The organism is Corynebacterium sp. (genome assembly GCF_012838985.1).
Classification (GTDB): Bacteria; Actinomycetota; Actinomycetes; order Mycobacteriales; family Mycobacteriaceae; genus Corynebacterium.
In genome coordinates, this window is the sequence record NZ_DUOE01000191.1 from 1 (window position 1) to 6,583 (window position 6,583).

The following is a 6,583-nucleotide window of genomic DNA, read 5'->3' on the forward strand; positions in this document are numbered from 1 at the left end:
GGCAAGGACATCCACGTCCTCAACGCCGGCTTCACCACCGGTCTGGCCGGCAACGTCGGCGGCTGGCTCTCCGCGGAGGGCTACTCCGTCGTCGAGGTGACCAACGCCCTGCCGGGCATCTACACCTTCTCGCAGGTCGTCGCGGCCTCCGCCACCGATCCGGACGCACTCGCCCTGGCCGCGGCCCTCGGCGGGCTGCCGGTCACCGAGAACGCCGGCCTCAACTCGGACACCCTCATCGTCGTCACCCACGACGAGTGGAACGGCCCCCTCGGCGACGCCTCCCTGGTCGGCGACTCCTCCGTCGGCCCCTCCTCCGGCGCCGGGGTCGGCGTCGGCGAGACCGAGACCGTGGGTACCCCGGGCTCCGACTTCGGCAAGGCCGAGGTCGCCCCCGAGATCGACGCCGGTGGCGACGGACCGAGGTGCGTGAACTAGGAGGTGCGCACCTGGGTCCTGGCGGTCAGTTCTTTCTGCGGGCTGGCCGCCCTGGCTCTGCTGGACAGCGGCGCCGCCGTCGAACTGCTCCGGCGGATCGTCCCGGTCCTCGGGTTCGTCGCGGCCATGTCCGTGGTCGTCAACGCCGCACAGTCGGTGCGGACCTTCGAGGGGCTGATCGGTCACCTCCAGCGCCTCCTCGGCCTGTCCGGTGGCCGCGGTGGGGGCTCCCCGGCCCGGGCGTGGGCACTCATCTTCGGCATCTCCCTCGTGGTGACGGTCTTCTTCTCCCTGGACACCACCGCCATCCTGATCACTCCGCTGGTCATCGCCATCGCCCGTGGTTCAGGGCTCAACACCCTGGCAGCCGCCTTCGCGGTGGTGTGGATGGCCAACCTCGGGTCGATGCTCCTGCCCATCTCCAACCTGACGAACCTCCTCGCCGTCGAGACGGGGCATTTCTCGGGTCTGGGTGACTACCTCTCCCTGAGCTGGTTGCCGGCCGTCGTGCTGGCGATGATCGCGGTCCTTGCCCCATTGGTCTTCCGGCCCGAGCGCTCCCCACTCGCCGACACCACCACCGTCCCCCTCTCCCCCGAGTCCCGGAGGTTTGCGGGCCTCATCGGCGTGCTGCTGGTGCTGCTGCTGACCCCGCTTCCCGTCTGGGTGCCCACCACCGCCGCCGCACTGGTCGCCGTGCTCTACCTGCGCAGCCTCGGCCTCCCCACGCCGGTGCACCGGATGATCCCCTGGTCGACGCTGTCCTTCGCGTTCTCCCTCAGCGCCGCGGCCGCCCTCGTGCACACCCTCGGGCTGCTCGATCCCGTCCTGGTGGCGCTCGCGGACCGGGGACCCTTCACGCTCGCGTTCGCCGGGGCACTGCTATCCAACGCCGGCAACAACATCCCCGCCTACCTCGCCCTCGAACCGGCGGCAGCCACACCCGCCGACCTCATGGCGCTGCTGATCGGCGTGAACGCGGGGCCGATCGTGACGCCGTGGGCCTCCCTGGCCACCCTCCTGTGGGCCGACCAGGCCAGGCGTCACGGCGTGGGGATCCGCTGGTCCACATTCATGTTCGCAGGGTTGGTCATTGCGCCCATCGCGATCGTCGCGGCGACCGCCTCCCTCCTTTTGACTCACTGACACCCCCGCAACAAAACCGCAGGTAGAGGCTGAAATTGGGCCCGCGGGGCGTCGTTAGTGAAAGACGATCACTGCAATCGAAGTTCTTGTGAGCTATGGTCGGGTCGACGCCAAACGTGATCTCAATCACGTGATATGGCTCACTCATTTCTTGGATTAAGGAGACATCATGAGCTTTTCAGTGAAGGATGCTCTGGCCGCACGGGACATTCACCCGAGCCCGGAGCACCTGACGAAGCTGGAGGCGATGTGGGAGGAGATTCAGTCGCTGAAACAGAATCTCGACGTCGTCCCGCTCGACGACGCCGACCTCGCGGTCCGGAACATCCCGGGAGGTGACCACGTTGACCAGTGAGCTGCTCAGGAAGACATCGGTTGAGGTCGGCAAGCTCATCGCCGACAAGGAGGTCACCGCCGTCGAGGTGACCCAGGCCCTCCTCGACCACGCACACAAGCTGAACGGCGACGTCAACGCCTACATCAGCTTCCGCGACGAGAAGGCCCTGCAGGAGGCCGAGACCGCAGACCAGGAGATCGCGGCCGGCAAGAGCCGCGGCCCGCTGCACGGCGTGCCGATGGCCATCAAGGACAACATCTACGTCGGTGGCGAGACCACCACCATGGCGTCGAAGATCCACAGGGACTTCGTCCCCGAGGAGGACGCCTCCGTCGTCGCCCGCATGAAGGACGCGGGCATCGTCCTCACCGGCAAGCTCAACATGCACGAGTACGCCTGGGGCATCGACAACAACAACCCGCACTTCGGCGCCGTCGGCAACCCCTGGGACCTGGAGAAGGTCCCCGGTGGTTCCAGTGGCGGGTCGGGTGCCGCTGTCGCCGCCGACATGAGCTTCAACACCCTCGGCACAGACACCGCCGGCTCCATCCGCATCCCGTCCTCGGCCTGCGGCCTGGTGGGTCTCAAGCCGACGCACGGACGCGTCTCGAAGGACGGCTGCTTCCCGCTCGCCTGGAGCCTCGACCACATCGGCCCGATGTCCAAGTCGGTGGAGGATGCTGCCGCACTGTTCGACGTGATCGCCGGGTTCAGCCCCAAGGACCCGACCGCGGTCGACGTCCCCGTCACGCCGACGCTCAGTGCCCTCGACGGAAGCCCGAAGGACCTCGTCATCGGCATCGAGGAGGACTACTTCTTCCGGGACGTCGACTCGGAGGTGGAACGCCTGGTGCGCGCCCAGATCGACGCCCTGGTGGAACAGGGCGCCCAGCTCAAGAAGGTGGAGATCCCCTCCCTGGCGATCTCCGAGTGGACCGAGCTGGCCGTCAGCCTCTCCGAGGCCTCCGCCATCCACCACAACGACCTGGTCGCCCGGGCCGACGACTTCGGCGCCGACATCCGCTTCCTGTTCGAGCTGGGGGAGCTGTTCTCCTCGGTCGAGTACCTGCAGGCGCAGCAGGCCCGCCGCCAGATCAAGAAGGACTTCGCCGCCGCCCTGTCGGAAGTCGACGTCATCATGGCGCCGACGCTGCCGGTCATGCCGCCGAAGATCGGTTCCGAGTTCGCCGACCTCAACGGCACCGACGTCGACCTGGTGATGGCGTTCATCCGGTACACCGGCCCCAGCAACCTCACCGGCCTGCCGGCACTCAGCGTCCCTGCCGGCCTGAACGACGGCATGCCCGTCGGCCTGCAGATCATCGGCCGCGCCTTCGATGAGTCCACCGTCCTCCGGGCAGGTGGTTTCGTCGAGAAGAACGACCCGATGGAAGGAAAGCGGGCTCCGGTCGGAGCCTGACACCGGTGACCACGGACAAGGCGCGGTGGTTCAGCCCGCCTACTGCCCCACGTAGGCGATCGCGTCGATCTCCACCGTCGCACCGTAGGGCAGGCCGGACGCCTCGAGGAAGGTGCGCGCCGGGCGGGCCTCCGCGAAGTGCTCGGTAAACTGCTCGTTGGCCTCCTCGCGCAGCGTGATGTCGGTGACGAAGTAGGTGAGCTTCACCAGGTCCTTCAGCTCGCCGCCCTCGGTGGCCAGGCGCTCGGTCATGCGCTCGAGCGCTGCGGCCAGGGCCTCCCTGCGGCCCTCCACCGGCTGGTAGTCCCTGTCCACGGACAGGGCGCCGGAGACGAAGATGAAGTCACCGGCCCGCTTGGCCATCGCGTAGGGGTGATCGGAGGTCGGCTGCATGAGGTGGTCCTTTCTGGGTCGATATTCACCCCATGATGGCCAGCCCGCGTGATCTTCGCCACTATTTCAGTGTGCTACCCCTGAAAAGGGAGTACCTCTCGGGCCGCGGGCGGAGGGTTCTCAGGGGCGGAACAGACTGCTCAACGCCTGTCCGCTGCCGGTCTCCGAACTGAAGGGATCGCTGAGGAAGCGGGCGGCGAAGACGATGACCCAGTCGAGGATCGTCACGGGGATGAAGGTGCTCGGCAACATGGGTGCTCCTTGGGGAAGAGGGGTGTCACGGCCAGCTTATCGACGCCCTCCCCTCCCCGTCAGCCCTCCAGCGGCCCGGAGGAGCGGTCTCCGCGCAGGCGTTTGACCACGTTCTCGGCGGAGATGAGGCACATCGGCACACCGACGCCGGGGACGGTGGTCGCGCCGGCGTAGTAGAGGCCCTGCACCTTGCGGGACGCGTTGCGGCCGCGGAGGAAGGCCGACTGCCACAGCGTGTGCGACGGGCCGATGGAACCGCCGGACCAGGAGTGGAACTGCGACTCGAAGTCCGCCGGGCCGAGGGTCTCACGCACGACGACGCGCTCGCTGAGGTCCGGGACACCGGCCCACTGGCCGAGCTGGTCGAGTGCGGCGTCGGCGATCGCCTCCACGGCGGGGGCGCCGGTTCCGCGGTAGAGGGAGCCGTGCCCGAGGGCGGGGTCCGCGGCGACGGGGACCAGGAGGAAGAGGTTCTCGTGCCCCTCCGGTGCCACGTCGGTCTCGGTGGCGGAGGTCTTGGACACGTAGATCGAGCGGGAGGCGCGGCCGGAGCCGGTGCCGTCGAAGACCGCGTCGAAGTCGGGCGTCCAGTCGCGGGAGAACAGCAGGTTGTGGTGCGTCAGTTCCGGCAGTTCGCCACGCACGCCGGCCAGGACGAGGACGGTGCCCAGGCCCGGTTCGCGTCGTTCCCAGTACTTCTCCGGGTAGGTGCGCAGCTCCGGCGGGAGCAGGCGGGTCTCGGTGTGGTGGAGGTCGGCGGCGGAGACGACGAGGGGGGCGTCGACAAGCGCACCGTCGGCGAGCTCGACGCCGGTGACACGGCCCTCGGAGCTGCGGATGGCGGTCACCTCCGCGCCGAGGCGGAACTCCACGCCCTGCTCGCGCGCGAGGTTCTCGAAGGACCGGACGACGGCCGCGAATCCGCCCACCGGGAAACGCACCCCCTGCACGAGGTCGGTGTGACTCATCAGGTGGTACAGCGCGGGGGTGCGCTCCGGGTGCGAGGACAGGAACACCGCCGGGTAGGTGAGCATCTGCCGCAGGCGACGGTCCCGGAACTGCTTCTCGACGAACCCCTCCAGACTCTGCGTGATCAGCGTCGTCAGCTTCACCGAACGGCGCAGCGTCGCGGGATGGAGGAAGGAGCGGGGGTCGGAGAACGTCGTGTAGAGGAACCGGTCGACGGCGATGTCGTAGGAGTCCCCCGCCGACTCCAGGTAGCGGCGCAGCTTCTCCCCCGCCCCGGGCTCGAGCGATTCCGCCAGCCGGAATATCCCGGGACCGGAGGGCACGTCGAGTGGTTCCTCCCCCTCCGGGAAGAGCCGGTACGCGGGATCGAGGGGGACGAGGTCGAGCTGCTCCTCACTCGACGTGCCCAGCAGGCGGTAGAAGTGCTCGAAGGCGTCGGGCATGAGGTACCAGGAGGGGCCGGTGTCGAAGCGGAACCCGTCGACCTCGTGGATCCCGGCGCGGCCGCCGACGGCGTCGGTGCGTTCGAGGACGGTGACGTCGTAACCCTCCCGGCCCAGCAGTGCGGCGGTGGCCAGACCGGCGACTCCGGCACCGATGACCAGCGCCCGGCCCTTCCCGGCGGTGCTCATCGGCCAGCCTTCACCATGGCGCGGGCGGCGAGGGCGACCTTGCGGCGCATCGGCACGCTCAGCCGGCGGGCGCGGAGTTCGGCGACGGGGGCGGCGTCGAGAAGATCGGTGAGTTCCGAGAAGAGGTCCGTGGCCGCGAGGACGCCGACGCGTGCCTGCCCCGGCAGCAGCGGGAGGACGTCGCGGGCGGCGGCGAGCTCTTCGCGGATCCCGGCGATGAACGCCGGTTTCGTGTCGTCGCTGAGATCCCCGAGGTAGCTGCGGCCCAGGTCGCGGGAGTCCTCGGCGAGGTCGCGGAGGAAGTTGATCTTCTGGAACGCCGAGCCCAGTGCCCGCGCCCCGTGCTCGAGGCGCGCCCGCTCCTCCGGGGTGACTGGGTGGTCGACGAGGAACGCCGCCAGGCACATCAGCCCGACGACCTCCGCGGAACCGTAGATGTACGCCTCGAGGGATTCCGGGGTGTGGGACGTCTCGGTGAGGTCCGCCCGCATCGAACGGAAGAAGGCCGTCACGTGCTCCGCGGGGATGCCGCAACGCCGGGCGGTGAGGCCGAAGGCGTGGACGACGGGATCCACCGAGAAGCGTCCCGTGAGGGAGACGAGGACGGACTGCTCGTAGGCGTCGAGAAGCGCGGAAGGGCTGGCGCCGGCCTCCGCGGCGGGGCCGTCGACGATCTCGTCCGCCACACGCACCATCGCGTAGATGTTCTGCACGTCACGGCGGATGCCCGGCGCCAGCAGCTTCGCCGCCAGGGAGAAACTGGTGGAGTAACTGCCGATGACCTCCCGGGCGGCCCGGTGGGCCATCCGGTCGAACCTGCGCAGGGGATCCACCATCTCTGACATGGATAGCAGCGTATCCCACGCAGGCTGCCTACCATGGGGCGGCATGGAGCTTCTCGCACATCTGCTCAGGACCGACCCCTCGACCCCGCGGCTGACCGTCTACAACGAGTCCACCGGCGCGCGGCTCGACTTCTCCGCAGTGACCCTGGAC

8 protein-coding genes and 1 pseudogene are annotated in these 6,583 nt (G+C 68.9%); 5 read left to right on the top strand and 4 right to left on the bottom strand.

Annotated elements, in window-relative coordinates:
• The 4 genes from GXZ33_RS10900 to GXZ33_RS10915 form a co-directional block, all read left to right on the top strand.
• The coding region (locus tag GXZ33_RS10900; RefSeq protein ID WP_291341053.1) for a LytR C-terminal domain-containing protein at positions 1-438 on the top strand (438 nt) is incomplete at its 5' end.
• A 3-nt stretch (positions 439-441) separates the two neighbouring features.
• Positions 442-1,584, top strand: coding sequence for an SLC13 family permease (locus GXZ33_RS10905; RefSeq protein WP_291341054.1), 1,143 nt, complete (start codon positions 442-444; stop codon positions 1,582-1,584).
• 169 nt (positions 1,585-1,753) lie between these two features.
• Positions 1,754-1,939, top strand: coding sequence for a hypothetical protein (locus GXZ33_RS10910; protein ID WP_291341055.1), 186 nt, complete (start codon positions 1,754-1,756; stop codon positions 1,937-1,939).
• On the top strand, positions 1,929-3,341 hold the full coding sequence (locus GXZ33_RS10915; RefSeq protein ID WP_291341060.1) for an amidase: 1,413 nt from the start codon (positions 1,929-1,931) through the stop codon (positions 3,339-3,341). The genes GXZ33_RS10910 and GXZ33_RS10915 overlap by 11 nt, the downstream gene beginning before the upstream one ends.
• Before the next feature lie 39 nt (positions 3,342-3,380).
• Here the strand turns inward: GXZ33_RS10915 and GXZ33_RS10920 are convergent, their stop codons facing one another.
• The 4 genes from GXZ33_RS10920 to GXZ33_RS10935 form a co-directional block, all read right to left on the bottom strand.
• Positions 3,381-3,734, bottom strand: a complete 354-nt coding sequence (locus GXZ33_RS10920) for a RidA family protein (protein WP_291341056.1) — start codon at positions 3,732-3,734, stop codon at positions 3,381-3,383.
• A gap of 120 nt (positions 3,735-3,854) precedes the next feature.
• Positions 3,855-3,986: a hypothetical protein gene (locus GXZ33_RS10925; protein ID WP_291341057.1), complete on the bottom strand. Its 132-nt coding sequence runs from the start codon at positions 3,984-3,986 to the stop codon at positions 3,855-3,857.
• 59 nt (positions 3,987-4,045) lie between these two features.
• On the bottom strand, positions 4,046-5,587 hold the full coding sequence (gene crtI, locus GXZ33_RS10930; RefSeq protein WP_291341058.1) for a phytoene desaturase family protein: 1,542 nt from the start codon (positions 5,585-5,587) through the stop codon (positions 4,046-4,048).
• Positions 5,584-6,432: a phytoene/squalene synthase family protein gene (locus GXZ33_RS10935; protein ID WP_291341059.1), complete on the bottom strand. Its 849-nt coding sequence runs from the start codon at positions 6,430-6,432 to the stop codon at positions 5,584-5,586. The genes crtI and GXZ33_RS10935 overlap by 4 nt, the downstream gene beginning before the upstream one ends.
• Before the next feature lie 43 nt (positions 6,433-6,475).
• On the opposite strand from GXZ33_RS10935, the pseudogene GXZ33_RS10940 reads away from it, so the two are divergent.
• A pseudogene (locus GXZ33_RS10940) lies at positions 6,476-6,583 on the top strand (TIGR03089 family protein); the annotation flags it as partial.

Coding starts and splice junctions, on each gene's coding strand:
- GXZ33_RS10925 (WP_291341057.1), bottom strand. CDS start 3,986: ATGTTGCCGAGCACCTTCATCCCCGTGACGATCCTCGACTGGGTCATC.
- GXZ33_RS10910 (WP_291341055.1), top strand. CDS start 1,754: ATGAGCTTTTCAGTGAAGGATGCTCTGGCCGCACGGGACATTCACCCG.
- GXZ33_RS10920 (WP_291341056.1), bottom strand. CDS start 3,734: ATGCAGCCGACCTCCGATCACCCCTACGCGATGGCCAAGCGGGCCGGT.
- GXZ33_RS10935 (WP_291341059.1), bottom strand. CDS start 6,432: ATGTCAGAGATGGTGGATCCCCTGCGCAGGTTCGACCGGATGGCCCAC.
- crtI (WP_291341058.1), bottom strand. CDS start 5,587: ATGAGCACCGCCGGGAAGGGCCGGGCGCTGGTCATCGGTGCCGGAGTC.